The organism is Vibrio quintilis (assembly GCF_024529975.1).
GTDB classification, from domain to species: Bacteria; Pseudomonadota; Gammaproteobacteria; order Enterobacterales; family Vibrionaceae; genus Vibrio; species Vibrio quintilis.
Genome location: NZ_AP024897.1, coordinates 3756617 through 3782633, shown reverse-complemented (window position 1 = coordinate 3782633; position 26017 = coordinate 3756617). Strand labels below are relative to the sequence as shown.

22 protein-coding genes are annotated in these 26017 nt (G+C 44.6%); 19 read left to right on the top strand and 3 right to left on the bottom strand.

All coding sequences use genetic code 11. The features are described from left to right. Positions 1–8 precede the first annotated feature (8 nt). Positions 9–737 carry a glutathione peroxidase gene (locus OC443_RS17300; RefSeq protein WP_073579681.1) on the bottom strand — a complete coding sequence of 243 codons (729 nt, stop codon included), beginning with the start codon at positions 735–737 and terminating at the stop codon, positions 9–11. Between the two features lie 154 nt (positions 738–891). Between OC443_RS17300 and oxyR the strand changes: the two genes are divergently transcribed. Further along, positions 892–1788, top strand: a complete 897-nt coding sequence (gene oxyR / locus OC443_RS17295) for a DNA-binding transcriptional regulator OxyR (protein ID WP_073579682.1) — start codon at positions 892–894, stop codon at positions 1786–1788. Positions 1789–1855: 67 nt separating this feature from the next. Here the strand turns inward: oxyR and OC443_RS17290 are convergent, their stop codons facing one another. Continuing rightward, positions 1856–4345, bottom strand: coding sequence for a penicillin-binding protein 1A (locus tag OC443_RS17290; RefSeq protein ID WP_073579683.1), 2490 nt, complete (start codon positions 4343–4345; stop codon positions 1856–1858). A 131-nt stretch (positions 4346–4476) separates the two neighbouring features. Here OC443_RS17290 and pilM point away from each other — a divergent pair, with 131 nt between their 5' ends. The 13 genes from pilM (at position 4477) to OC443_RS17225 (ending at position 19780) form a co-directional block, all read left to right on the top strand. Beyond that, entirely contained in the window at positions 4477–5385 is a 909-nt protein-coding gene (gene pilM, locus OC443_RS17285) for a pilus assembly protein PilM (protein WP_073579684.1), read from the top strand. After that, positions 5369–5938 carry a PilN domain-containing protein gene (locus tag OC443_RS17280; RefSeq protein WP_073579685.1) on the top strand — a complete coding sequence of 190 codons (570 nt, stop codon included), beginning with the start codon at positions 5369–5371 and terminating at the stop codon, positions 5936–5938. The genes pilM and OC443_RS17280 overlap by 17 nt, the downstream gene beginning before the upstream one ends. Beyond that, on the top strand, positions 5935–6528 hold the full coding sequence (locus OC443_RS17275; protein ID WP_073579686.1) for a hypothetical protein: 594 nt from the start codon (positions 5935–5937) through the stop codon (positions 6526–6528). The genes OC443_RS17280 and OC443_RS17275 overlap by 4 nt, the downstream gene beginning before the upstream one ends. Further along, positions 6521–7657 carry a type IV pilus secretin PilQ gene (gene pilQ, locus OC443_RS17270; RefSeq protein ID WP_073579687.1) on the top strand — a complete coding sequence of 379 codons (1137 nt, stop codon included), beginning with the start codon at positions 6521–6523 and terminating at the stop codon, positions 7655–7657. Before OC443_RS17275 ends, pilQ begins: the two co-directional genes overlap by 8 nt. Before the next feature lie 185 nt (positions 7658–7842). Next, on the top strand, positions 7843–8361 hold the full coding sequence (gene aroK, locus OC443_RS17265) for a shikimate kinase AroK (RefSeq protein WP_073579688.1): 519 nt from the start codon (positions 7843–7845) through the stop codon (positions 8359–8361). Between the two features lie 27 nt (positions 8362–8388). Beyond that, a complete protein-coding gene (gene aroB / locus OC443_RS17260) occupies positions 8389–9477 on the top strand; it encodes a 3-dehydroquinate synthase (protein ID WP_073579689.1) in 1089 nt (362 codons plus the stop codon). A 36-nt stretch (positions 9478–9513) separates the two neighbouring features. Next, positions 9514–11199, top strand: coding sequence for an AAA family ATPase (locus OC443_RS17255; protein ID WP_073579690.1), 1686 nt, complete (start codon positions 9514–9516; stop codon positions 11197–11199). A gap of 68 nt (positions 11200–11267) precedes the next feature. Beyond that, positions 11268–12095, top strand: a complete 828-nt coding sequence (locus OC443_RS17250) for a Dam family site-specific DNA-(adenine-N6)-methyltransferase (RefSeq protein ID WP_073579691.1) — start codon at positions 11268–11270, stop codon at positions 12093–12095. Positions 12096–12226: 131 nt separating this feature from the next. Further along, complete coding sequence (gene rpe / locus OC443_RS17245) at positions 12227–12901, top strand: ribulose-phosphate 3-epimerase (protein ID WP_073579692.1); 675 nt, start codon at positions 12227–12229, stop codon at positions 12899–12901. A gap of 192 nt (positions 12902–13093) precedes the next feature. Then, positions 13094–13780: a phosphoglycolate phosphatase gene (locus tag OC443_RS17240; protein WP_073579693.1), complete on the top strand. Its 687-nt coding sequence runs from the start codon at positions 13094–13096 to the stop codon at positions 13778–13780. 130 nt (positions 13781–13910) lie between these two features. After that, on the top strand, positions 13911–14927 hold the full coding sequence (gene trpS / locus OC443_RS17235; RefSeq protein WP_073579694.1) for a tryptophan--tRNA ligase: 1017 nt from the start codon (positions 13911–13913) through the stop codon (positions 14925–14927). Positions 14928–15796: 869 nt separating this feature from the next. After that, positions 15797–18403, top strand: coding sequence for an ExeM/NucH family extracellular endonuclease (locus tag OC443_RS17230; protein WP_073579697.1), 2607 nt, complete (start codon positions 15797–15799; stop codon positions 18401–18403). 204 nt (positions 18404–18607) lie between these two features. After that, positions 18608–19780 (top strand): 5-methyltetrahydropteroyltriglutamate--homocysteine S-methyltransferase, encoded by a 1173-nt coding sequence (locus tag OC443_RS17225; protein ID WP_200796873.1) that lies wholly within the window; start codon positions 18608–18610, stop codon positions 19778–19780. A 192-nt stretch (positions 19781–19972) separates the two neighbouring features. Here OC443_RS17225 and OC443_RS17220 read toward each other — a convergent pair whose 3' ends face one another. Continuing rightward, positions 19973–20581: a LysE family translocator gene (locus OC443_RS17220; RefSeq protein WP_073579699.1), complete on the bottom strand. Its 609-nt coding sequence runs from the start codon at positions 20579–20581 to the stop codon at positions 19973–19975. A 99-nt stretch (positions 20582–20680) separates the two neighbouring features. Between OC443_RS17220 and OC443_RS17215 the strand changes: the two genes are divergently transcribed. The 5 genes from OC443_RS17215 (at position 20681) to OC443_RS17195 (ending at position 25981) form a co-directional block, all read left to right on the top strand. Continuing rightward, a complete protein-coding gene (locus OC443_RS17215) occupies positions 20681–21610 on the top strand; it encodes a LysR family transcriptional regulator (RefSeq protein WP_073579700.1) in 930 nt (309 codons plus the stop codon). Between the two features lie 60 nt (positions 21611–21670). Further along, positions 21671–22249, top strand: coding sequence for an aminodeoxychorismate/anthranilate synthase component II (locus OC443_RS17210; protein WP_073579701.1), 579 nt, complete (start codon positions 21671–21673; stop codon positions 22247–22249). A 386-nt stretch (positions 22250–22635) separates the two neighbouring features. Further along, complete coding sequence (locus tag OC443_RS17205) at positions 22636–23856, top strand: aspartate aminotransferase family protein (protein WP_073579702.1); 1221 nt, start codon at positions 22636–22638, stop codon at positions 23854–23856. A gap of 232 nt (positions 23857–24088) precedes the next feature. After that, positions 24089–25111 (top strand): arginine N-succinyltransferase, encoded by a 1023-nt coding sequence (gene astA / locus OC443_RS17200; RefSeq protein ID WP_073579703.1) that lies wholly within the window; start codon positions 24089–24091, stop codon positions 25109–25111. A 72-nt stretch (positions 25112–25183) separates the two neighbouring features. Then, positions 25184–25981, top strand: coding sequence for a DUF1338 domain-containing protein (locus OC443_RS17195; protein WP_073579704.1), 798 nt, complete (start codon positions 25184–25186; stop codon positions 25979–25981). Positions 25982–26017 lie beyond the last annotated feature (36 nt).

The window sequence follows — 26017 nt, the reverse complement described above, 5'->3', positions numbered from 1 at the left end:
GTGTGTAATTAAGCCAGGTAAGTTTCCAGTTCTTCACTGCCACCGATGTGTTTTCCGCCGATGAATACCTGAGGAACGGTTGTACGGCCTGTAATGGCACGCAGAGTTACCGTTGTGGCATCTTTACCCAGAATCACTTCTTCGTACTGCAAACCTTTATCAATCAGATTCTGTTTTGCTTTGGCGCAGAATGGGCAGCCAGGTTTGGTAAACACAGTAATGGATTCCTGCAGGTGGAAGCCAGGCGCAATATGTTTCAGCATCGTATCTGCATCAGAAACTTTGAACGGGTCGCCTGGCTCATTTGGTTCGACGAACATTTCTTCCACAATCCCGTCTTTCACCAGCATGCTGTAGCGCCATGAACGTTTGCCGAAGCCAAGGTCATTTTTCTCAACCAGCATACCCATGCCATCAGTGAATTCGCCGTTACCGTCGGGAATGAAAGTGATATTTTCTGCTTCCTGATCGTCTTTCCATGCATTCATGACAAAAGTGTCGTTTACAGAAACACATAAAATTTCATCCACGCCATGTTCTTTAAATACGGAATATAACTCGTTGTAGCGAGGCAGATGACTTGATGAACAGGTCGGTGTAAATGCCCCCGGTAAACTGAATACAATCACTGTTTTTCCTTTAAACAGTTCATCTGTTGTCACGTTTACCCATTGATCGCCCTGACGGGTTGGGAAAGTGACCTGCGGAACTGCCTGACCTTTTTTTGATGTAAACATAGTTGTTTCCTTAAATATATTTTTGAAGTTTCTGAATTGTTTTGAGGCTTTTATTTCTGCCTCACTTTGTTGAATTCATTATTAAAAAAAAGCTTTGATAGTTCTAATCATTTGATGCTATGGTTTTGATAGATAATTTCTATTAGGTGGCACCATGAATATTCGTGACTTTGAGTATCTCGTAGCTTTGGCTGAACACAAGCATTTTCGCAAGGCTGCTGAATCCTGTTTTGTGAGTCAGCCGACATTAAGCGGACAGATTCGCAAACTGGAGGAAGAACTGGGTACTGTTTTACTGGAACGGAGCAGCCGGCGGGTCCTTTTCACAGATTCCGGGATGCAGCTGGTGGAACAGGCCCGGCGTATTCTGAAAGAAATCAAAATGTTCCGTGATATGGCAAACGGACAAAGTGAAGATATGAACGGGCCGATGCATGTTGGTTTTATTCCTACTGTCGGGCCTTACTTATTGCCGCGCATTGTTCCTGCGTTAAAAACAGAGTTTCCTGAGCTGGAACTTTATCTCCATGAAGCACAGACCAGCCATTTAGTCCGCCAGTTAGAAGAAGGTAAACTGGATTGCCTTGTTCTGGCATCTGTCGAAGAAACCCAGCCGTTTAAAGAAATCACCGTTTATAATGAGCCATTGAGTCTTGCTGTGCCCTCAGAACATGAATGGGCTCATAACGAGCAAATTGAGATGGCAGAGTTGAATGGTAAAACCGTGCTGATGCTTGGTGAAGGGCATTGTTTGCGGGATCAGGCCCTGGGTTTTTGTTTTGCAGCAGGCGCGAAGGATGATGAACGGTTTAAGGCAACCAGTCTGGAAACACTGAGAAATATGGTTGCGGCAGGCGCTGGTATTACGTTGTTGCCGGAACTGTCTTTACCTGAGCAAAAAGAGAAAGATGGTGTATGTTATCTGAAAGCTGTTAATCCGGTTCCTTCACGGACTCTGGCTCTGGTTTATCGTCCGGGGTCTCCTTTGAGGCAACGTTTCGAGAAATTAGCCTCAGTCATCAAAACGCAACTGGCACATGCTTGTGAATAAATCTGTCTTTGCCTCTGAATCAAAAAAATCCCGTTCCATCAGGAACGGGATTTTACTTCATCATGATTCAGAACAGCTCTTCATCACTATCCGGTGCGGTATAAATGTTTCCGGTTGAAACATCCTGAGCATATTCTTTGGGCTCGGTTCCCTGCGCAAAATATTCAAACATCGTGCTGGCATCCGTTTTATTGGTTAATAATCCGGTGTTCCGATCGATCCGGACCTTAGTAATACCTTCCGGAACCACTTTTTTATGTGGCGGTACATTCGCTAAGGCATGTTGCATAAATTCAATCCAGGCTGGCTGAGCTGTTTTTGCTCCGGACTCCCCGCCACTAATCGGCACATTCTTCAGGTTTTTGTTCCGGCTGGTATGGCCCAGAGCCCGGCTATGATTGTCAAAACCGACCCAGACCGTGGCCACTATTCCCGGACCAAACCCGTTGTACCAGGTATCTTTTGAATCATTGGTGGTTCCGGTTTTACCGCCAATATCGCGGCGTTTTAATTTCTGTGCCCGCCAACCGGTGCCATTCCAGCCGGTTCCGTTGCGCCAGTTACCGCCACCCCAGATGTTACTGTACATCATCTCTCTGACCAGAAATGCATTTTGCGGGGTAATAACCTGAGGTGCATAGTCCGTTCCGTGTTCAGCTATCGCATGTTCGTTTTGAGAATCATGACTATCGCAGTTCTGATGACAGACTACTTTAGGTGACGCTTTGTATTCTACGTTGCCAAAAGGATCTTCAACATGGTCAATATAGTAAGGCTCAATATAGTATCCACCGTTTGCGAATACTGAGTAACCCTGAACCAGTTTGACCGGAGAAAGACTGCCTGCACCTAAAGCAATCGTTTCAGAATGTGGCAGTTTATCCGGATCAAACCCGAAGCGACCCAGGAACAGCCGGACTTTCTCTAAGCCCACTTCCCTGAGTACCCGAATTGCCATGACGTTTTTGGATTGTGCCAGACCAATACGTAACCGGGTTGGGCCTCCGTAAGTAGGTGGCGAATTCTTCGGACGCCATGCAGTCCCCTGACTCTGGTCCCACTTATTGATCGGGGCGTCATTGACAAGAGATGCCAGCGTCATTCCCTTATTGATTGCGGAAGAATATATAAATGGTTTAATACCGGAACCTACCTGACGGATAGACTGAGTGGCCCGGTTGAATTTACTGTGAACAAAATTAAAGCCACCAACCAGAGCCAATACAGAACCATTTTCAGGGTTCATTGCGACAAAGGCTGTATTCGCATCTGGCACCTGACTCAGGTGCCAGGAGAGCGTCGTCTGATTTTCCGGATAAAACGGTCGGACCCAAATCTGCTGACCGGCGGTCAGTATATCTTTCGCATGTTGAGGTGGTTTTCCCTGACGTTTGTCGGTGACAAAACGACGGGCCCACTTCATATCATTCCATTGAATGAGCTGAATGCCATGGTTTTTCACCCACACGGTTGCGGTTTTGTCAGCAACATCCACAACGACTGACGGATACATATCGCCGTATACCGGTTGAGTTTTCAGATAGTCTGTCATCTCATCCTGTGACATGGCGGGTTTACCCGCAGACCAAAGTGTTTTTTCCGGTCCGCGGTAACCGTGGCGCTCATCGTAAGCAATCAGATTATTAATGGCCGCATGATTTGCCGCTTCCTGCAAATCTGAGCGCACCGTCATGAATACCTTTTTGCCTGATGTATACACATCATCGCCATATTTATCGATCATCCATGCCCGGGCCATTTCTGCCACGTAAGGGGCATGTAACTCAAGTTCAGCGCCATGATATTTTGCTTTAATGGGGTCTGCTTTTGCCCGTTTGTACTGATTTTCAGTGATGTAATGCTCATCCAGCATTCGCATCAGAACCACGTTGCGCCGTTTGGTTGCCCTCTCTATCGAATAAATCGGGTTCATGGTTGAAGGCGCTTTGGGAAGCCCGGCAATCACGGCCATTTCACTCAGGGTCAGATCTTTGACTTCTTTACCGAAATAAACCTGAGCTGCGGCGCCGACACCATAGGCCCGGTATCCGAGAAAAATTTTGTTCAGGTATAGTTCAAGAATTTCATCTTTTGTCAGTAATTGTTCGATATGGACAGCGATAAACAGTTCTTTGATTTTCCTCATTATTTTCTTTTCATTCGAGAGGAAAAAGTTTCTGGCGAGCTGCTGCGTGATGGTACTTGCACCTTGTCGTGCCGTGCCGGAAATTAATACAGCAACCGCGGCGCGGGTAATACCAATCGGGTCAAAGCCGTAATGTTCATAGAAACGGCTGTCTTCTGTGGCAAGAAAAGCTTCCACAAGCTCTGGTGGAATATCCTTTAGTTTGAGGGGGATTCTGCGTTTCTCACCAAATTGTGCAATAAGTTTCCCATCCTGACTCAAGACCTGCATGGGCGTTTGCAACTTCACATCTCTCAAAGTAGCGACATCTGGCAGTTCAGGTTTGACGTAATAGTAGAATCCGAAGATTGTCGTCACTCCTAAAACCATGCAACACAATGAAAATAATAAGAATCGCTTTATGAACTTCACCGGATATTCCCTGTTTGGTTGGATTGAATACATGCAATCCAATCTTCTTTTCGATAAAAATTTAGCACTGAAACGGTCGGTTATTGTACTACCAATAATCCATTTGAACAGAGCTGACTTGCGGAGTCTGTATGAATAAACTCATCGTGACGGGAATTGATATTAACCGCCATTATATGACTGCTGTTACTTTAATGCGTCAGAAACAGTCGTTTTCTTTGATTGATTTTAGAATATTTACCTTATCCGGTAATATTTTCCCGGAAAGTGAGGTGTTGGATTATCAAAAAATTGTTAAAAAATTAGCAGAAGTCAGAAAAGGACTTCCCTGGTTTTCCCGGCATGTTGCAGTTGCGGTTCCGGAACTGGCTGTCATGTCCAGAATTGTCACTATTTCACCACAGCAAAGTGATGTGATGGAAGCCTGGGCTGTTTATCAGGCTTTTTCAGAAAAAGTCTCATTAACTGCCAGCCAGCTGAGTGTTGATTATATGGCTGTGAATGATGGATTTCGGGTCTATGCTGCCCGAAAAGAGGTAGTTAACAGCCGGTTATGTGCCTTACGGGGCGCCAGGTTAAAGCCGGTTCTTGTCGATACAGAGAAGCAGTGTTTCCTCCAGTTGTTAATTGAAGCGATGCATCACCATGGTAAAACCGGGCGGGTGCTTGCTGAAATTAAAGAGACAGTCATCCGCCTGGGGTTTATGTCTCTCACGGATTGCTTTTACCTGTGTATGCCACAAAAAGCCGGCTGTAATGAAGGAAGCACGGTGCTGGCGCAGATCATTAATGAATTTCAGCAGTTTTGCTCAATACAGCGCTGCAAGCCATCCGGGGTCTGGCTGATTGAAAAAAATGCCTCTTCTGCTGCACAGTTCGGGGAAAAACTGCAATGCCCGGTTGAGTTATTTCATCCATTCAGTGTGTTAGACGGAAAGTGTTTTCCTGAAGATGAACCAACAGCGTTGTGCACGCTGGCCGTCGGGATGTCGATGCGGGGCATTATCGCCCGGGAGGAAGGGTATGCTGCATCATATTAATTTAATGGAGTGGCAGCAGATACAGGCTGCAGCAAGGTTCAAACGCTTTGTTGGATGTATTTTATTTGGCATTCTTCTCTTTATTTGTATCCAGATTTCCCTGTGGATGGTTTTAGAAAAAGCGCTGGCCGTGGCAGATGCGCAGCACCAGACGCTGGTTGATGAAAAAGCACAACTGGAGCAAAGAGCCAGCCAGTGGCAAAGCAGGCAGGCTGCATTTAATCAAACTCAGGAAGCGTTATCTCAGATTCAGCACTGGAAAGAAATGACCAGGGTGCCGTATCGTCTGATGTCTTTGATTGCGGAGTCAGTCACGGCACATGTTTATCTGCATTCGTTGAATTTATCCGGACGACAGGTCGTGCTCCGTGGATACGGAGATGATGCTGAAAATGTTTCCCTGTTCCTCAGTAAGCTACGTATCCATCCTTGCCATTGTGTACAGCGTCTGAAAATGGAGGCGGTCAAACAGATGGAACAATCTCAGGATCAGGTTCAGAGATTCCGCTTGTCTTTCTCTTTTTCAACATCAGATAAAACGAGGAAAGGATGAGAGAAAAAATAAATTTGAAACATCCGTGGGATTTATTTTTACATTTTTCAACTCAGAAACAGATAGTTATTTTTATGTTGCTGACAATGATTTGTAGTGGCTTTTCCTTTATTGCCCTGTGGCAGCCTCTTTTTCGGAAGGTGAAACTGGAGCAAACACATCAGCGGGAACTGATGGCTCAGGTTCAATCCCTGCAGCTGAAACTTGGTAAATATCAGACAATGCAAGCCCGGTGGCATTCATCAGAGGTTAAGTTGAGCAGGGAGTCAGCTTTGCTTGCACATGAGACAGAGGAAAAAATCATGCCCTGGCTGAATATTGAAGCCGAAAAACGAGAGATACAACTTCACCGGCTGGCGTGGCTTGTGGCTGATGGCCAGAGTAACCGGATAGTTTCGCAGGGAATTGAGATAGACATGACCGGAAGTTACAGCGCTATCAGATCATTGTTGAAGCTGATGATTCATCATCCGCCTTTTGTGTTGTTCAGGCAGATGAACTGGACGAAATCAGAACAAGGTGAAGGCTTGGTACGTATGACAGGAAAAGCCTGGTTTTACCGGCAATGTAAGGAGAATCCGTGTGAGTAAAAAGAGTTATTGTTTCGGGGGATTGATTCAGGTCGTGATAAGTTCAGTGTTGCTGATGAGCTGCATGGCTTTTGCTGACAGCGGAAGAAACCCCTTTGTCAAACCTGCGGTCAGTACGTCTGAGATGATTTATCCCGATGGCAGGGAAAAGAAAGCCCCCTCCTCCGGGACGGGCAAGATAGCGGTGGCAACGATACCAGTTCAGTACGCCACAACCGATCAGATCTTGCAGGTGATACAGAATAAAGCGCATAAGGGATTACTGTCTGCCGAAGGTTCAATGACGACAGACGCCCGGACGAATACGATAATTATCCGGGATTATCCTGCTTATATTAAAGGCGTTCAGTCTGTGATTCACACCATTGATATCCCTGTCCGGCAGGTTCTGATTGAGGCGCGTATTGTCACTATGAGTGAAAGCGGGCTGGATGAGCTGGGTATCCGCTGGGGTGAACAGATAAAACAGGGTCATATCAATATTGGTGGCAGCGTTGAGCAGATTATGAGCGGGGAAAGCGATCAGACTAATATTGCCAACTATCTGAATGTCAGTCTGCCTGCATCTTCGGGGAATGCGGCCTCGGTGGCTTTTCAGGTTGCACGCCTTGGTGCTGGCACTTTACTGGATTTAGAGTTATCGGCATTACAAAGTGAATCAAAAGCTGAAGTGATTTCGAGCCCCCGTTTGTTGACGACAAACCGTCAGCCTGCTTTTATTGAACAGGGAACCGAGATTCCTTATCTGGAATCCGATTCTGATGGTGATTCATCGGTTGCATTTAAAAAAGCAGTGCTCAGCTTAAAAGTAACACCCAATATCACCCCGGATCATCATGTCATTCTGGATTTAAATGTGACACAGGATCGTCCCGGAGAAGTGGTGAAAACAGGCACAGGGGAGGCTGTTGCGATTATCACACAGCGGATTGGTACACGGGTGTTAGTCAATGATGGTGAAACCGTGGTTCTGGGTGGAATTCATCAGAAAACAATGACAAAAACTGTGGATAAAGTCCCCATGCTAGGTGATTTACCCCTGTTGGGCAGTTTATTCCGGAGAACTTACCAGAAAACAGGTAAAAATGAGTTGCTCATTTTTGTTACACCACAGGTTATGATTCAATGAGTTAGTTGTCTTTTCTGTAATTGTCTAAAAATTAAGTTGCATTAATCGACTCAGATCTAGATAATTTCGGGTCTTATCACGAATTGTCTGTGAGGAATTGGTGCCACAAACCCGATTCAACCATTGATATACCAGAATTAGCTTGTGGCGATGGCATTGAATTTTATATTGTAATTACTGCTAAAATGGCCGAAAAACGTAATATTATTCTTGTTGGTCCTATGGGAGCCGGCAAAAGCACAATAGGCAGGTATCTTGCGCAACAGCTTCATATGGAGTTTGTCGATTCGGATACTGTTATTGAAGAACGGACTGGCGCAGATATCGCCTGGGTATTTGATGTCGAGGGTGAAGAAGGATTTCGTAAACGCGAAGAAACGGTTATTTACGATCTGACAGAAAAGCAGGGTATTGTCCTTGCGACTGGAGGAGGCTCAGTAAAAAGTAAAGAAAACCGGAATCGTCTCTCTGCGCGTGGTGTCGTTGTTTATCTTGAAACGACAATTGAAAAGCAGCTTGCACGAACCAGCCGGGATAAAAAACGTCCATTGCTTCAAACTCAGAACCCTCGTGAAGTTTTGGAAGACCTGGCATCTGATCGTAATCCTTTATATGAGGAAATTGCTGATATTACGGTCAGAACTGATGATCAAAGTGCAAAAGTGGTAGCCAATCAGATCGTAAAAATGTTAGAAGAACAATAAGTTTTTTTAATTTTTCGGAGTGCTATTATGGCGCAAATTACGGTCAGTCTGGGCGAACGTAGTTATCCTATCTCGATCGGGGCCGGATTATTTAATGATCCGGCACTTCTTTCTTTTTTATCCCCCAACCAGAATGTGGTTGTGATTTCTAATGTCACGGTCGCGCCTTTGTATGCACGGCAAATCACCGGGATGCTCGAACAGCGCGGATGTAAAGCCGCTTTGCTTGAACTGCCTGATGGTGAACAATATAAAAGCCTGGAAGTTTTCAATACAGTCATGACTTATCTGATTGAGAACAATTATAGCCGGGATGTTGTCATCATCGCTTTAGGTGGTGGTGTGATTGGTGATTTGGTCGGGTTCGCTGCCGCATGTTATCAGCGTGGCGTCGATTTTATTCAGATTCCAACAACATTACTTTCTCAGGTTGATTCTTCTGTCGGTGGAAAGACAGCAGTGAATCACCCGATGGGAAAAAATATGATTGGCGCTTTTTATCAGCCAAAGGCAGTGATTATCGATATTGATTGTCTTGCGACTTTGCCGCCGCGGGAGTTTGCAGCTGGTATGGCCGAGGTGATCAAATACGGCATCATTTATGACGCTGAGTTTTTTAGCTGGTTAGAAGCTCATTTAGATGCGTTGTATACACTGGACCATGAAGCGCTGACTTATGCCATTGCACGTTGTTGTGAAATCAAAGCAGAAGTAGTCGCATTAGACGAAAAAGAGTCCGGAATTCGTGCATTATTGAACCTGGGTCATACATTTGGTCATGCGATTGAAGCGCAATTAGGGTATGGTAATTGGTTACATGGCGAAGCTGTCTCTGCGGGTACAGTGATGGCGGCTAAAACAGCTCAGTTGCAAGGCTTAATATCAGGTGAGCAATTTGATCGGGTGCTTTCTTTACTGAAGAGAGCGAAACTGCCGGTCAATACACCTGATGAAATGTCTTTTTCTGATTTTATGACACATATGAAGCGAGATAAGAAGGTTTTGGCTGGTACGATACGATTTGTTCTGCCAATCGATATAGGCAAAGCTGAGGTCAGATCCGGCATTCCTGAATCTGTACTTGAACAGGCCATTGATTATTGCCGTCATTTGTAATCTCAATATGCTTCATTCACTCAGTAGGAAAATTTCATGAGTTTGGCAGATGAACGGGTACTGGAATTGCAGTCTCAGACAGATTTGTTAGAACGCATCCAGTTGCTGACTCGTTTTGGTTCAAATTTTATTGCGGTTTCTGGTGCGCCGGGAGCGGGCAAAACCTGGATAGCACAACGCTATCTTGAAGTTTGGGCTGATGATAAGAATCAGTCTTTGCTGATGTGTTATCCCGGTCAGGATGAATATCAGTGGCGTTCCACGATTCTGACTCAGATTGCTCCTCAGGCTGAGTTCGATGTTGATGAGTCACTTACCAGCAATTTGTCAGCTGTGCTGGGCGACGAAGAATGCAATATTGCTATCGTGGTTGATGATGCTCATATTCTGTCTGAAACGCTGATTTCTGAGTTATGGACATTAGTCCTTGAAGCTCAGAAACGAGCTGACTGGACGATCAATATTGTGCTTTTCTCGTTACCAAAAAGCCTGGATAAATTACTGTCCCGTCTGTCTGACGGGGAAGAGAATAAGCCTGTTGATCTGGAAATTGATACACTGGCTCAGGAAGATGCCGAGCGATTTTTTGAATTTTTAGTGATGCGCTATGTCGATCCTAAACTGGAACAACAGTTACGCCGATCATTCAGCCGAACTAAAAAAACGCCGGGTGACATCATGGCATTAGGAGATCAGAAAATGGAAAAGCGAATTATTATTCGCTCGATAATTGGCTCTCCGGCAAAAATTGCATTGATTTTTTTGCTGGTCTGTTTGTTAGTCGGCGCCGGATACTGGTGGATGTTATCTGAAAATCAGGCGCCGGATATACTTCATACCGCGACGAAAGAATCCAATGCTCAAACGGTTATTCCGACATTACCTGAATCTGAATCATCTGATGCGGATGACTCTGATCAGGTTTCCGGACAGGCGCGAGCGGTCAACACCGCAGATACTTCTTCTCCGTCCGGGGACAAAAAGAAAACGGGTGCTTATCCTTTAGATGATTCAGGTGCGCTTCCTCCGGATATCGTGTCGCAAACAGCAAATGTTGGCGTAGATGATCAGGGACGGCGTGTTGTTGTCAGTTCAGAAGTCGTCGATGCTTTGATGGAAGGGAAACCTGAAAAATCGGATACGACACAACTACATCAGGTTGCCAGCGAAGTATCACCACCGCCTCAGATGGTTGTGAGTGATGACATGGTATCTGATATTTCCGAAGCGTTACGGGACAATGCATCAGACAATGCAAATAAGTCGCAAGATGAAGCGTCGCCACAAGAAGTGAATATTGCGGATATGCCTGAGCCCGCTGTTGTTTCTGAACAGAAGTCTGCGACTTCCGGAGAAGGAAATAAGATCCGGATACGGGTATCGCGCAATCAGTCAGATACATCTTCTACTGCTGATCGTTTCAGTGATGATCAGGAGGCGTTGCTGAACATGTCTGACCGCAGTTATACGTTGCAACTGGCAGCATTTAATTCTGTGAGAGAAGTTGATGATTTCATCAGGCGTTATGGCTTACAGGGTCAGGTTCATGTGTATGCGGCCGTCAGAAGCAATACAAACTGGTACATGATTACCTATAAGAATTATCCGACAATTCAGCTGGCGCGTGATGCAGTACTGACGTTGCCGGAGAATTTACAGGCTTTAGGGCCATGGGCGAAATCAATCCGCCAGGTGCACCGGGAAATCGAGCGTGCTAAATAAATCTGAGTATCGCCGGAAAATATGTTACATTCCGCAGCCTTGTTAATCATGGGGAATTAAAGCATTACATGAAGAAGCATCGTGCCTTTCTCAAGTGGGCTGGGGGAAAGTATAGTCTTGTTGATGATATCCGGCGGTATCTGCCGATGGCTGATGTACTGGTTGAGCCATTCGTCGGTGCAGGTTCGATCTTTTTAAATACAGATTATGATAAGTATATACTGGCGGATATTAATCCTGATTTAATCAATCTGTATAACTTGCTTAAAAATTCCCCTGAATTATACATATCAGAGGCTAAAAGGTGGTTTATACCGGAGAACAACCGGAAAGAAGCCTATTTATCGGTGCGTCAGCAGTTTAATGGAACTGATGATGTGATGTATCGTTCTCTTGCCTTTCTGTATATGAATCGTTTTGGATTTAACGGACTTTGCCGGTACAACAAAAAAGGGGGATTTAATGTCCCTTTTGGCTCCTATAAAAAGCCTTATTTCCCAGAGTCTGAACTTGAGTTTTTTGCTGAAAAAGCACAAAGAGCCACTTTTGTTTGTACCGGCTATAAAGAAACTTTTGAGCAGGCGAATAACCGTAGTGTTGTGTACTGTGACCCGCCATATGCGCCGTTATCAAATACAGCAAACTTTACATCGTACGCCGGGAATGGATTTTCTCTTGATGATCAAGCTGCTCTGGCTGATATTGCAGAGAAAACAGCAAAGGTCAGGAGCGTGCCCGTGCTGATTTCAAACCATGATACGATTCTGACCCGGCGGTTGTATCACGGCGCGCAGCTGAATGTTGTCAAAGTGAAGCGGACCATCAGCCGGAATGGCTCTTCCCGGAATAAAGTTGATGAGCTATTGGCCTTATTCTCAGCGGCATCAGAGCAATAATTCTTACTGTTCATTATCCGGGCTCTATCATCCTTTCTTTCCCTCCGATAAAATAAGACAGGTTTGCCTTGCAATGATGCAGGCAACCCTAAATTTAACTTATCGATTGTAAAAATACAGAGGCCAGAGGTATGAAAGATTTTTTGATTGCTCCTTCAATTCTTTCCGCAGATTTAGCAAGATTGGGAGAAGATGTTGAGAATGTGCTCAATGCCGGGGCTGATGTCATTCATTTTGATGTCATGGACAATCATTATGTGCCCAATCTGACATTTGGTGCTCCTGTATGTAAAGCTTTGAGAGATTATGGCATTACGGCACCAATCGATGTGCATCTGATGGTTAAGCCTGTTGATCGCATGGTTGCTGATTTTGCCAAAGCCGGGGCTTCAATGATTACTTTTCATGTCGAAGCGTCAGAACATGTAGACAGAACCTTACAGCTGATCAAAGAACATGGATGCCAGGCCGGTGTGGTTCTTAATCCGGCAACACCGCTGAACCATCTTGATTTCCTGATGGATAAAGTGGATTTAATTCTGTTAATGTCAGTCAATCCTGGGTTTGGCGGGCAGTCATTCATTCCTTCAACTCTGGATAAATTACGGGCAGTTCGCCAGCGGATTCAGGACTCAGGCAGAGCGATTCGTCTGGAAGTTGATGGCGGTGTCAAAATCGATAATATTGGTGAAATTGCTGAGGCGGGTGCAGATATGTTTGTTGCTGGTTCTGCGATTTTCGGTCAGCCGGATTATCAGGCGGTTATTTCTGCGATGAGAACTGAACTTGAAAAAGTATCCCGTTAAATTGTCATTCAAGTATACCCAAACAACCCTGCATCTTCAGGTTGCTTGGGTATAAACATATTTCAGTAAAGTTAAGCCTGTATCAATAAAGTTAAGTATAAATAAAGAAAGTTAAGCATAAATAAAGAAAGCAGGCCGCTGAATTCTCCGGAACTTATCGGTCATGCTTTACCTGTTTGGGAGAATCATTTCATGTCGTCAGAAAGACCAAAGTTAGTTGTGTTTGATTTAGATGGAACCTTGTTAGACAGTGTGCCGGATTTAGCAATTGCTGCTGATCAGGCAGTTCGTGCGCTTGGTTATCCGGGAGTATCCGAGTCTCAGGTTCGTGATTATGTCGGTAATGGTGCTGATATTCTGATTGGACGCGCCATCAGCCAAAGTCTGGAGGTTCATCCTGATTTAGGACCAGAGTTACTTCAACAGGCCCGGGTCTATTTTGATCGCTTTTATGCCGAAACGGGTCATCGGCTCAGTCAGTTGTATGCCGGAGTAAAAGAAACACTGGAAAAACTGCATCAGGAAGGATTTACGCTTGCTGTTGTGACCAATAAGCCTTCTCATTTTGTTCCGGAGATTTTACAGCAACACCAAATCGCAGCCTATTTCAGTGATGTGATTGGCGGAGATGATTTTGAAAAAAGAAAACCTGATCCAATCGCCTTGAACTGGCTGCTGGAGAAGTATGGCTGCACGCCGGAGCAAATGGTGATGGTCGGAGATTCGAAGAATGATATTCTGGCTGCAAAGAATGCAGGCTGCCCTTCGTTCGGGCTGACCTACGGTTATAACCACGGTCAGCCTATTTCTGACGCCGGGCCTGACTATGTTGCGGATAATATCGCAGAATTGCTCGATATTGTTCTCGTTTCAGCCTGAGCCGCATAAAAAATCTAGTAAAATACTTGTCAATGAGTACACTTGGATGTTGCGGGTATTTATCTGAACCGTATTTATTATCTATCTGTTTTGTAATTAAAGAATTTTAGAAGTCAAAGGAATTATTCTCATGAGCAAACCCATTGTATTTAGTGGTGTTCAACCGTCAGGTGAACTGAGTATTGGTAATTACCTGGGTGCTCTTCGTCAGTGGCAACAAATGCAGGATGAATACGATTGTCATTATTGTGTGGTCAATCTGCATGCAATTACCGTTCGTCAGGATCCAAAAGCTTTACATGAAGCAACACTTGATGCACTGGCAATCTGCCTGGCTGTTGGCATTGATCCGAAGAAGAGTACTTTATTTGTTCAGTCTCATGTTCCGGAACATGCTCAGTTAAGCTGGCTTCTGAATTGTTACACTCAGATGGGTGAACTGAGCCGGATGACTCAGTTTAAAGATAAATCTGCCCGTTATGCCAACGATGTCAATGCCGGCTTGTTTGATTATCCGGTTCTGATGGCTGCGGATATTCTGCTATATGGCGCTCATCAGGTGCCGGTTGGTAACGATCAGAAACAGCATCTGGAGCTTGCGAGAGACATTGCGACCCGCTTTAACAATATCTATTGTCCGGACGAGCCGGTATTTGTTGTCCCTGAGCCGTACATTCCAACCGTGAATGCACGGGTAATGAGTCTGCAGGATGCGACGAAGAAGATGTCTAAGTCCGATGACAACCGGAAAAATGTCATTACCTTGCTGGAAGAGCCAAAATCGATCGTGAAGAAGATTAATAAGGCGCAAACCGATACGGATACCCCACCACGAATTCGTTATGACATTGAAAACAAGGCCGGTATTTCAAACTTAATGGGCTTATATTCAGCGGCTACCGGATTAAGCTTTGATGAAATTGAAGCAAAATATCAGGACGTCGACATGTATGGACCGTTCAAGAAAGATGTTGGAGAAGCGATTGTTGCAATGCTTGAACCGGTTCAGGCGGAATATCACCGTATCCGCGAGTCACATGATTATTTAAATGATGTGATGCGCGAAGGGGCTGAAAAGGCTTCTGCACGTGCGGCTGAGACATTGAAAAAGGTTTATGACTTAGTTGGTTTTATTTCCTATTCCTGAGTTCAAATCGATCTTTTTATCAACCCTGCTTATTTAAGTGGGGTTTTTTTATGGCATTTTCCGGATTGTGTACTAACCTATATATATTGTATATACAAAGTCTTCACATTATGGGCGGAAAAAAGAAGAAAACGTCAAATAAAAAAGATAGCCAGCTCGTGCTGCGGATAAACCGGCAGGAGCGGGATATTTTTGTTGAATTATGTGAAGAACTGGATACTTCAGCAGCCAGAGAAATAAGAAAGTTTATTAAACATTTTATTACTCAGCACCGGCCGACTGATATAACTCACTGATCTCGCATGGAGCGTTGCTATACCAGCCTGATCAATCTCACCATGAGTGGTTCACTAAGGAGAAAATAATGGCAAAGACTAAAAAAGAGTTGAAAAAAACTTTGAAAAAAGCGAAAGCAAAAGTGAAAAAAATCAAAAAAGCGTTGAAGAAAGCATAAGTTAACGTTTTTTTGGTGGCCCGGTGTGATGCCGGGTTTTTTTATTTTCTAATGGGCAGAATGAGAAAAAAGAAATACTGCTCTGCTTCGTAATAAATACCCCTCCTTTCTGTCTCTCTCTGTTTTTCTTCTGCCTTTTATCTCTCTGATTATTGACAGGTGTCTTGTATACCCAAACAACCTGCATCTTCAGGTTGCTTAAATATATCAATACGAATCAGTTCACATCTGCAGAGATCATTTTACATATTTATTCGATCTGTTTCACATTTTAACGAAAGTGTGTTTTTAGTTTCATAAAAAGAGTAAACACTGGACATGGATTTATTATAAATTCCTTAAAAAAATGTGATGAATTAAGCATTTTTTTAAAAATAAGGATATTTAAAAACGCAACTTCAGGTGGAATAAACCAATGAAACAACAATTCTCGCTATCACTACTTTCCGTATTCATATCGGGAGCAATTGCACAGCCAGCAATCGCCGATGTCGTGATATCACAATATGTGGAAGGTTCTTCTTACAATAAGGCAATTGAAATCGCAAATACGGGTGAAGCGCCGGTAACACTGGATCATTTTAAGATTGCGGTATCCAGAAATGGCGGCGGCCAGTGGGACAGTGAACTGTCGCTGGCAGGCAAAGTTATTGCAGCGAACGATGTGCTGGTGATTGCCAATTCTCAGGCCAATAGTGACATTCTGGCAGTCACGGATGAAACAAATAATACAATTGCCAGCTTTAATGGTAATGATCCGGTTGCATTGCTTAAAGACGATGAAGTCTATGACATGATCGGTTCCATGGGCGGAAGCAATTGGGGCAAAGATGTCACATTAGTCCGCCGGGCTGATGAGTTAACCGCTTCACCCGACTATCAGGCTTCCCAATGGGACTCGCTGGAAAAAAATAATATTGAAGGGTTGGGAAGCCTGAATAGCAGCAGTAGCTCTCAGTCTTTTACCTGTACAACGGATGATGGCAATACGCCTGAATTTACATCCATTCAGGCGATTCAGGGGGAAGGAGATAAATCTCCTCTGATTGGAGATTCGTCATATATCACAGATGATGATTACTATGTTCAGGGCATTGTTAGTGCGGTTACAACGGGGCTGAATAAAGGTTTTTATCTGCAGGCGCTTGAGAATGATTACAACCCGAATACATCAGAAGGCTTATTTGTCTATACAAATCAGTCTTCCAGTGATCTGAAGCCCGGTGATGTCGTCTGTGTGAAAGGGAAAGTGCAGGAGTACTATCATCAGACGCAGCTGAAAGCTGAAGATCAACAGTGGAAAACCCAGGGAACACAATCCGCTCCGGAAGCCACAGCCATAGAAATTCTGCCGACGGATGAGAACTTTGATCAGACTCTGGAACGTTATGAAGGGATGCTGGTAAAAACAACCGAATCTCTGGATATGCGGGTGACCCGGACGTTTAAGTATGATTATGACGCTTACCGGAACAATATGGTACTGGCTCAGGGGCATATCAATATGCACCCGAACCAGAAGTATGCAGCAGGCTCTGAAGCATCTCAGGTGTTACGGACTGATAACGGCGAGCGCCGTCTGTTTGTTGAGTCCGATCAGAAAGCTTCCAATGGTGTGATCCCTTACTATCCTGAATTTGGCCGGACTGATGCCGATCAGGATGGTTCGACGGAAGATTATATCCGTGTTGATGATACGCTGGCTGGTGCTGAAGGTGTGCTGAATTACAGCTACGGAGAGTACCGTTTGACAGTCACCAATGAACTGTCAGACAGTAATTTTATTCATCATGACCCACGTACTGACGCGCCTGAGCTTGAAGCCGGGGATTTGCGGATTGCCTCATTTAATGTGCTGAACTATTTCAATTCACCTTTTGGCGGAGATGCAAATACACACGGCGATAATCGTGGTGCTGAAAGTTATGCTGAGTTTGAAGTACAACAGGAAAAAATTGTTAATGCCATCGTTAAACTGGATGCTGATATTATCGGTTTAATGGAAATTGAAAATAATGGGTTTGGTGATGCCGGCGCGATCCACCAGCTCGTTGATCAGTTAAATGCTCAGTTAGCTGATAGTAGCAGACATTACAGCGTGGTTGAGGTTGATACCAATCAGGATGGTCAGATTAATAAAGACGATTCTGTTGGTACTGATGTGATTACAACCGGGGTTATTTATCGCAAGAGTATGGTTTCTCTTGAGAAAAGCCGGGTCATTTCGATGCCAAGCCAGCAGGCTCCTGAAGTTTTGGATGATGATGGCAAAGTGATTGAAGATGGTAAGAATTATCAACGTCAGACTTTAGCGCCAACCTTCACGATTAACGGGCTGGATAAAGAGTTAACCGTTGCTGTGAACCATTTCAAATCTAAAGGTTCGAAGTGTTGGGAAGATGCTGCCCCTGTCAGTGATGGCGGTCAGGGAATGAGCGATCCGGATTATCAGGGGGCTTGCGAGAACTTCCGGGTTGCCGCAGCTGTTGCACTGGGGGATGCTTTAGAAACAATTGATGGCTATAAAGTGATTCTCGGTGATCTGAACTCTTATGCGAAAGAAGACCCAATGCTGATTTTGACCGATTATGATCCGGTGAAATATGGTAAATCTATTCGTGCTGCCCGTAATACTTATATTGATGGCGAAGTGCAGTTTGGTGATCAGGGTGCCGTGATAGAAAAAAGCTATGGCTTTATTAATGCCGTGGATATGCTGCATTGTGATGGCTGGAGCTACTCTTACAATGATGAAGTTGGTGCAATGGATCACTTACTTATCAGTCCGGATTTGAGACCGTATGTGGTTGATGCCACTGACTGGCACATCAATGGCGGTGAGTCGAACCTGTTTGATTACACTGATGACTACAAAGGTGATTTACCAAAGTATAAAGATCAGTTCCGCTCTTCTGACCATGATCCGGCAGTACTTGAACTGAAGGTTGGTGGTGCAGCCGGTACCGGGATTCTGGCATTTCTGGCCGGGATTATTGGCTGGAGACGCCGAACAATCAAATAATGGATTTGTTCAGGAGATGATGAAAGGGGCGATAAGCCCCTTTTTTGATTCAGGGACGATACCCGGTTCAGCCGGATAGGTATTATATTAATTGCGCTGTATATGATGAATTTTATTCAACTTGTTTGTGAATAAATCTCAATATGATGAAGGAATATGAAGTCGTACCCTAAGGAAATGATTTATAAGAAAAACTGAGAAATAATGATGTCACATACAATTCCCCCTTTTCGTGCTGATGTAGTCGGCAGCTATCTTCGCCCGGATTATTTACATCAGGCCCGGGAACAATTTTCTTCAGGACAAATCACTCAGGCTGAATTAACGTCAGTTGAAGATCGTGCCATTACTGAGCTGGTGACAAGGCAGAAAGCTGCGGGTCTTCAGGTTATGACAGACGGTGAATTTCGCCGTAGCTGGTGGCATCTGGATTTTATGTGGGGATTGAATGGGATTGAAAAAAGTGCAATTGACCAGGGATATAACTTCTCCAAAGGGAATGCCCGTCCGGAAAGTATCCGGGTTACGGGAAAAATTACCGGTGAAAACCATCCTTTTATCGAACACTTTAAATTTCTGCTCCCTTTGGTGGAAGGCGATATCATTCCAAGACTGACTGTACCTGCGCCAGCTCAGTTTTTAAAAGAGCTGCAACGCCCCTGTAATGCCGAAAATACCCGATCTTTTTATCCGGATGAGAATGATTTAATCCGGGATGTGGCTTCAGCGTATCAGTCATTCATCCATGAACTTTACGCTGCGGGTTGCCGAAGCCTGCAGCTGGATGATTGTACCTGGGGAATGTTGACTGATCCTAAAATTGCAGCAGCAGCTGTGGAAGGCGAAAATCTGGGTGATTTAGGTTGCTCGTGCGGCGATACACATGATTTCGATCATGCAGCAAGTATTGCAGAGATTAAGGAAAAGCTATTGAAAGTCAACAATCTTGCCTTGCAGGATTTACCTGATGACCTGACGGTGACAACGCATGTTTGCCGCGGGAATTTCCGTTCAACATGGGCGGCTTCCGGTGGTTATGCGCCGGTTGCAGATGCATTGTTTGCTGAAGATAAAGTTTCCGCCTATTACCTTGAATTTGATACGGATCGCGCCGGTGACTTTTCTCCGCTGGCAGCGCTGCCTGCCGGTAAGAAAGTTGTCCTTGGGCTGGTTTCATCCAAAGTCGGAAAGCTTGAATCGGCTGAGGAAGTTGTTACCCGTATCCGGGAAGCATCTCAGTATGTGCCGCTGGAGAATTTATGTCTGAGTACTCAGTGTGGTTTTGCTTCAACAGAAGAAGGCAATGAGCTCACTCAGCAGCAGCAGTGGGATAAAATTGCCTTAGTCAAAGACGTTGCCCAGCAGGTTTGGGGATAATTCCCCCGGATAAGTTTTCTGACAGTATTGCCTGATATACCTAATTGACCTCAAGATCCATGTTCAGCGAGAATGGATTGGTTTCTGACCAAGGCACTGCCTGGGTATATACGAATCCCGTCATCAATGAACTGGTGACGGGATTTTTTATTGACGAATTGCTTGTTAATGAATTACTTGTTAACGAATTACTTATTGGCGAATCGCTAACAATGTGCCGAAACCAATTAACCCTAGGCTGGTCAGCCGCTGAACCGGACGAGCGAATCGTCTGAACAGGTTTTGTATCTTTGGCGTTGTCACAAACCAGGCCACGATACAAAACCAGACACCATGTAAAACCATCAGATAAAGGCCGTAAAGCAGCGCTTGCTGAGTATATATCTGGTCAGAAGTGAGCAACTGACTGAAAATACTGAGGAAGAACAGCATCGTTTTCGGATTCATCCCATTACAAAAGAATCCCTGCCAGAAGGTCCGGGGTTGCCTGACATCCGGAGTTTTGTTCACTGAATGAGGCTGAGGCACTTTTTCACATAATCCTTTGATTCCCAGGTAAACCAAATAGGCAGCACCCGCGTAACGGATACAGGAGAAAAGCCACTGATTTTGTGAAATAAGGTAACTAATTCCGAGCAGGGAGTATGCGATATGCATGCTGATAGCAAGGCTGATTCCCAATGATGTCCTTATACCTGCTTTGCGGCCATAGATCACACTGTTTTTTATGACTAAAGCAAAGTCAGCCCCCGGACTGATAACGATAAGCAGACCTAATATGGCAAGAGTCAGAGATGTCATATTTTCCCCATATGTAATGTTTATGAGCTTTCATTGTATATATTTCAGGGGCGTCTATAATCGAAATGAACTCTGATATGTTGTGAGAAAAGTTCACAGATGAGGCATCTTAAATCATTTCATGTTTTTCATATCGCTGCACAGTCAGCCAGCTTTACAGAAGCTGCGGAACGCTTGTGTCTGACACATGGTGCTGTCAGTAAGCAGATCAAAGTGCTGGAACAATATACCGGTCAGCAATTGTTTGAACGGAAAGGACGTCAGATGCATCTGACTAATCCGGGTCAGTTACTGCAAAAATATACTGAAACGGCATTTAATGCGCTGGAAGAAGGATTGCAGCAGCTTAAACAGCAAGACCTGAAAGCACTGGATGTTTCCTGTGAACCGACTTTAACAATGCGGTGGCTGATGCCCCGGCTGGATGAGTTTTATCATCAGACCGGCATTGATGTCCGTTTATCGACGGCGGGTGGTCCGGTCACGTTGGGATATTCAGGAATATCTTTGGCAATCCGACGGAATGATTTCCCTATTGACGCCCGTTATCAGGTTACGGAACTGGTGGATGAATGGATCGGTCCGGTTTGCTCTCCGCAGTACTGGCAAAGGTATCAGGCGACTGCGGAAGCTGTGAAATGTCTGCATACACAAACCCGTCCCGAAGCATGGCATGATTGGTTCACTGCCTGTTCTTCTGCCCCTGGTTTCGCTGCGCCAGATTTTTCTGAACAATATCAATCGTTTGAGCATTTTTATTTTTCTCTTCAGGCGGCCGGAGATGGTTTGGGAATGGCGATCGCATCTTACCCGCTTGTGGCTGATGACCTGAAACAGGGCCGTTTGATTGCTCCGTTTGGTTTTGTTCGTTCCGGCTTCCGCTATGTCATTCTGCATCTGCCTGATGCCGGCACCGAGATCCGCACAGATGCACAATCTACATTCATTGCCTGGTTAGTTGCACGGATTGCAACCTGTTTTCCGGTAAAAGAGGAAGCTGCTGGTCAGCCTGCTGCGGATGATTCTTGATTTATGAGGCGTATTCTGCACAATAAGCGCCAGAAACCCGGTCAGGATATTAGCCAGCCTATGTTACTCATCATCGATAATTACGATTCATTTACTTATAACCTGTACCAGTACTTTTGTGAGCTCGACGCGGATGTGCGTGTTATCCGCAACGACCAGATTGATATTGATGGTATCCGGGCTTTAAATCCTTCTCATCTGGTGATTTCTCCCGGTCCCTGTACGCCCGACGACGCTGGTATTTCGCTTGAGGTTGTGCGTCATTTCTCAGGTAAATTACCAATTTTAGGTGTTTGTCTTGGCCATCAGTCAATTGCTCAGGCATATGGCGCCAGTGTGATTCGTGCCCGCCAGGTGATGCACGGAAAAACTTCACAAATCCGTCATCATCACACCGGATTGTTTCAGGGGCTGAATGATCCGTTAACCGTCACCCGTTATCACTCTTTGGTGGTTGAGAAGGAAACATTGCCCGATTGTTTTGAAGTCACTGCCTGGACTGAGCAGGAGAATGGAAAGGTTGATGAAATCATGGGGTATCAGCACCGGACACTCCCGCTGGATGCGGTGCAATTCCATCCGGAATCGATCAAAACAGAACAGGGACATGAATTGCTGGCTAATTTTTTACGTCGCTGATGAAAATGCCAGGGAGTTGACCTTTCCAGGTAACCGTTTCTGACAATATTGATAAGTAAAGCAGGGAATTACTCAAGAATTTTTTGATGTTCTGAATGCTTATTTATTAACTCCACATTACTTATATTTTCATAAGAATGAAGCGTATAGATATTTTCATGAATTAAAAAAATTATTATTACTGCATATTTATTTTTGCGGTATGGTTTGAAGTGAGCAGGTCAGGCATATTGGGGTTCCTGCAGCGCGTTTTTATGATAAATTGTTGATTAATTGTGACAAAAATAATTGTCAGTCATAACAGGATAATGCTTCATCTATAATAAATTCATGGATTGATTATATTGCTGGTTATGACTCTGTTAAGTAATAAGAGGAATGAGTGAATGACAATGGAAAATAAAGTCGATCGGGCCACATTTGATGAGGTGATGGTACCTTGCTATAGCCCGATGGAAATTATTCCGGTTCGGGGGCAGGGTTCAAGAGTCTGGGATCAGGCAGACAAAGAGTATATTGATTTCGCTGGTGGGATTGCCGTCAGCTGTTTAGGGCATTGTCATCCGGCGATGGTTGAGGCCTTAACAACTCAGGGAAACAAATTGTGGCATCTGAGTAATGTAATGACCAATGAACCTGCACTGCGTCTGGCAAAGAAACTGACCAAACTAAGTTTTGCAGAGAAAGTGTTCTTCGCCAATTCCGGAGCTGAAGCCAATGAAGCTGCATTAAAGCTGGCGCGTCGCTGGGCTGTTGATAATCATGGACCGGAAAAATCTGAAATTATTGCGTTTGAGCAGGGTTTCCACGGGCGGACATTTTTTACCGTTACTGTTGGCGGCCAATCGACTTATTCCGATGGCTTCGGACCAAAACCATCAGATGTTATTCATCTTCCTTACAATGATCTGGAAGCTTTTAAGGCTCAGATCTCGGACAGAACCTGCGCTGTGATGATGGAACCTCTGCAGGGAGAAGGCGGTATTATTTCTCCGACGCCGGAATTTATTCAAGCAGTCAGAGACTTGTGTACTCAGCATAATGCCCTGCTGATTTTTGATGAGGTACAAACGGGAAATGGCCGGACCGGTGATTTTTACGCCTATCAGAGTGTTGGTGTAACGCCAGATATCTTAAGTACGGCAAAATCATTGGGTGGTGGTTTTCCTATCGGTGCAATGCTGACAACGGCGGAGATTGCAGCTCATTTTAAAGTGGGTGTTCATGGTTCAACTTATGGCGGTAATCCGCTTGCCTGTGCAGTGGCAGAAGCCGTGGTTGATGTTATCTCTCAGCCTGAAGTTTTACAGGGTGTGAAAGAGAAAGAGCAACGCTTCCGTGAAGGGCTGGAGCGGATCAATGCGAAATATCCGATATTCAGTGAAGTGCGCGGGCGCGGTTTGTTGCTTGGCGCAGCTTTAAATGATTCCTGGCAAGGGCGTGCGCGGGATATTTTGGTCGCTGCGGGTAAAGCCGGTCTGCTGGTTTTAGTTGCCGGGCCAAATGTGGTTCGTTTTACACCTTCATTATTAATTTCACCTGAAGACATTACAGAAGGTTTATCCAGACTGGAACAGGCGATAGCTGCTGTATTTACCGCATCCTGATGACAATGAATTTTCTGAATAGAACAGAGCGGGCCAGTTGGTCCGCTTTTTTTATCCCTGTTTCTTGATGGCTGCTTTTCTGATGGTTGAAAATGCCTCAGCAAAGCGGGGGCTGTATCTGTCATGTCAGACTGTGATATCTGACTTTTACTGTCATAGCAAAGTTTAGCCAAGGTTTTGTTTATATTGAGCTATTCTTAAATGATAACAACAAATCAGGGGAGAGATTGTCATGTTGATTATTCGTCCCATTGCTTTGGCTGATTATAGCGCACTCCATCGTTGTGCTGTTGAATCCGGTCATGGCTTTACTTCATTGCCGGAAAATGAAGAGCTGTTGAATTACCGTATCGAACATTCTGTATATAGCTTTGCCAAAGCGGATATTACAGCACCAACTGATGAAGGTTATTTGATGGTCGGTATCGATTCCGAAAGTGGCGTTGCAGTCGGAACGACGGCGATTGAAGCTTCAGTAGGCTGGGATCTGCCATTTTATAGTTATCATATTGATACTATTGTTCACTCCTCCCGTCGTTTAGGCGTGAATAAAATTGTCAAATTATTAAGTTTTGGTAATAACTATACCGGCTGTTCCGAGCTTTGTTCTCTGTTTCTTTTACCGCGTTTCCGGGAAGGCCTGAATGGTAAATTAATGTCCAAATGTCGCTTTTTAATGATGGCAGAACACCCGGAAAGATTTTCTTCAACTATCATTGCAGAAATGAGGGGTGTTTCTGATGAGCAGGGAAACTCACCTTTCTGGCAGTGGTTACAGGAACACTTTTTCGGGATTGATTTTACACTGGCTGACTATCTTGCCGGCTCTGGTCATAAAGGGTTTATCGCGGATTTAATGCCTAAGTTACCCATCTATGTCAATTTACTGAGTAAAGAAGCGCAGGCTGTGATTGGCCAGGTCCATGATAAGACGCGGCCGGCATTAAAAATTCTCGAAGATGAAGGGTTTACCTGCCGGGATTATGTGGATATTTTTGATGCTGGCCCTACGGTGGAATGCCACCTGAAACATATTCGTTCAGTAAGAAACTCTTTTTCAGCGAAGGTCATCATTCAGGATAAAGTGCATGGTATGTCTGTGTTGGTCAGCAATACTTCAGTTGAAAACTTCAGAGCCGTCATGGCTGATGTATTGCTGGATGAAGACCGTGAAAATGTGATGATTTCTTCTGAGGCGGCGAAAGCTTTGCTGGTGGATAACGGAGATCGGGTTCGTATCTTAGTGAATCATTGAAAGCCCCCTGAGTTCCCGGCATCACTGATCGGGAAAGCTGAACCGGGGCTGCAACTGGATAAGGAGGTGTTTATGACACCGGAGATATTGTTTGAAGCCATGTGGCAAGATTATATTACCAGGCTATGTCCTTCAGCTTGTCGGGTTCACCAGTTATTGCAGGAAAATGAGCCATTGGTGAATGATCATATTGCACTGCGAACATTTAATTTAGATCCTGTACGAATGAGTACACTGGCAAAACCATTTCTTGAAATGGGGTATGAAGAAAAAGGTCATTATCATTTTGAGTCAAAAAAACTGAACGCAAAACATTTTGAACATCCGGATCCAAAGCAACCTAAGGTTTTTATCAGCGAGCTGGAAACAGAACATTGTCCGGTGCCTCTGCAAAAAATAATCAAGAGTCTGGTCGCTCATATCAAACCTGAGATGGTATCTGATGCTTCTTTTTTATATGGCGGGCGTTTGTGGCCTGTTTCGCTGGAGCAGTACCATATATTGTCGGAAGAAAGTGAGTATGCAGCCTGGGTTGCAGCTCATGGATACGGTGCGAACCATTTCACTGTAAGTGTGAATCAGCTGAATCAGTTCAGGCATATAGCCGAAGTGAATCGCTATTTAAATGACAATGGTTTCTCACTGAATACTGCCGGCGGGGAAATTAAAGGTTCACCGGCGGTCTTTCTGGAACAGTCGTCGACAATGGCAGATAAAGTCGCAGTCGAGTTTACAGACGCTGAGTTATTGATACCGGGTGGTTTTTACGAATTTGCTAAACGTTACCCTATGAATAATGGTGTGTTGTATCCGGGATTTGTAGCAGCATCTGCAGATAAGATATTTGAAAGTACGAATAACATACACTAACTGTCAGTTTTTAATCCTGATTATTATAGCGAATAT